Origin of the sequence: Phenylobacterium sp. (assembly GCF_031181185.1) — a bacterium.
Taxonomy (GTDB): Bacteria; Pseudomonadota; Alphaproteobacteria; order Caulobacterales; family Caulobacteraceae; genus Phenylobacterium.
On record NZ_JAPSKZ010000314.1, the window covers coordinates 1 to 2,071 of the forward strand.

2 protein-coding genes and 1 pseudogene are annotated in these 2,071 nt (G+C 70.8%); 2 read left to right on the forward strand and 1 reads right to left on the reverse strand.

Translation table 11 applies throughout. The annotated features are described in order from the left end of the window. Positions 1 to 344: pseudogene (locus RIF93_RS20340) on the reverse strand (hypothetical protein); the annotation flags it as partial. Positions 345 to 613: 269 nt separating this feature from the next. Between RIF93_RS20340 and RIF93_RS20345 the strand changes: the two are divergent. Beyond that, a complete protein-coding gene (locus RIF93_RS20345) occupies positions 614 to 1,567 on the forward strand; it encodes an MBL fold metallo-hydrolase (protein WP_309093258.1) in 954 nt (317 codons plus the stop codon). Further along, a partial coding sequence (locus tag RIF93_RS20350) for an enoyl-CoA hydratase-related protein (RefSeq protein WP_309093259.1) occupies positions 1,564 to 2,071 on the forward strand: 508 nt, incomplete at its 3' end. The genes RIF93_RS20345 and RIF93_RS20350, both read left to right, overlap by 4 nt.

Below are 2,071 nucleotides of genomic sequence, written 5' to 3' on the forward strand. Positions count from 1 at the left end.
GTCACGCCCAGCAGGGCGGCCTCCGAAACCTGGCAGCCGACGCCGGCGGCGGTCAGCAGGGCCTGGGCGGCCGCCTTGTTCTCTTCGGGGGTGGGGACCGGCGCCGCTTCCTCCTGTTGCTGCTGCTGGTTCCGGTCGCGGCGGCGGTCGCGGCGCTCGCGTGCGCCGTCGCTCATCCGGCCGGGCAGGACGCGGTCGCCGCGGATGGTCCCGCTGACGCGGTCCGAGGTGTCGTCATTGCCCCGCGGATCGTGCGGCGCGACCTGGGCCAGGGCGGGTTGCGCCGAGAGCAGCGCAAGGGCCATCGCGCCGCCGACCAGCGCGAGCAACTTCTTGTGGAACACGGGAAACTCCGGGAAGGGAAATCGTCGGCAAATCCTTGGCCGCCGCTTGTGGCGGGGTCAAGGCGACAGAAACTGTTGGCGCGACCTCGCGCCTTCGTCCTATCCTGCCTTAGTTGCGATTGGAGACGGACTTGGCCGAGGGGGTCGCAGGAACGGGCTTGGACGGCGGCGCGCGGGGCGCGCGGGGCTTGGTCTATCCGTTTTCGGGTCCGCCTGGCCGCGGAGAGGCGGTCGAAATCGCGCCCGATGTGCGCTGGATGCGTCTGGCCATGCCGATCGCTCTGAATCACATCAATGTCTATGCTGTGCGCGACGGCGAAGGCTGGGCTGTGGTCGACACCGGCCTAAACCTCCCGGCCAGCCGCGACGAATGGGACCTCCTGTTGGCCGGGCCGCTGGACGGCCGACCGGTCACGCGGGTGATCTGCACCCATATGCATCCGGACCACATCGGGCTGGCCGGCTGGCTGTGCCGTCGGTTCTCAGCGCCACTGGTGATGACCCGGCTCGAATACGTCACCGCCCGCATGCTGATCGCCGACACGGGCCGGCCGGCGCCGGAAGAGGGGGCCGCCTTTTATCGCGCCGCCGGCTGGAACGAGGCGCAGCTGGAGAGTTACCGGACCAGCTATGGCGGATTCGGAAAGGCCGTGTCGGAGCTGCCCGCCGGCTTCGTTCGCATCGGCGACGGGGACCGGCTGCCGATCGGCGGGCGCGAGTGGCGCGTCGTGGTTGGCGAGGGGCACAGTCCCGAGCACGTCTGCCTGTGGCGCGAGGATGACGGCCTCGTGCTGGGCGGCGACCAGATACTGCCCAGGATCTCCTCCAACGTATCCGTGTGGCCGACCGAACCCGACGCCGACCCGCTCGGCGACTGGCTGGCCTCGCTCGAGCGCATGAAGCAGGTGCTTCGGGATGACGTGCTGGTGCTGCCGTCTCACGGCGAGCCGTTCCGCGGCGTCCACACGCGTCTCGACGCCCTGATCCGTGGCCACCGCACGTCGCTGCGGCGGCTGGAGCGGGCGCTTGCCCGGCCGTGCCGGGCCGTAGACGTCTTCGCCGCCCTCTTCGCGCGGCCGGTCGGCGACGGCGTGCGCGGCATGGCCACGGGCGAGAGCCTGGCGCATCTCAACTATCTGCTCCGCCGCGGGCGAGCGGTGCGCCGGCGCGGCGCGGACGGCGTGGACTGGTGGACGGCTGCAGGGAAGGAGACAGGGGCATGAACGATCACATCAAGACCGAACTGGCCGGAGGCGTCCTTTCGGTGACCCTGGCGCGGCCGGAGAAGAAGAACGCGATTACCCAGGCGATGTACGCCGCCCTGTCGGAAGCCGTGGAGCGGGCGCGAACCGACGACGCCGTGCGCGTCCTGCTGTTCCGGGCCGAGGGCGACGCCTTTTCGGCCGGCAACGACATCGGCGACTTCATCGCCATCGGCTCGCAGACCGGGCAGCCGTTCGACATGTCGGTGTTCCGCTTCCTCAGGGCGATGGCCGAGCTGGACAAGCCGGCGGTGGCGGCGGTGCGCGGCCGCGCCGTCGGCATCGGCCTGACGCTGCTGCTCCACTGCGACCTGGTCGTGGTCGCCGAGGACGCCCTCCTTTCGGTTCCCTTCGTCAACCTGGCGCTGGCGCCGGAGGCGGCCTCGTCCCTGCTGCTGCCGGCCGCCATAGGCCACCAGCGCGCCTTCGAGCTGTTCGCTTTGGGCGAGCCGATCGACGGCCGCA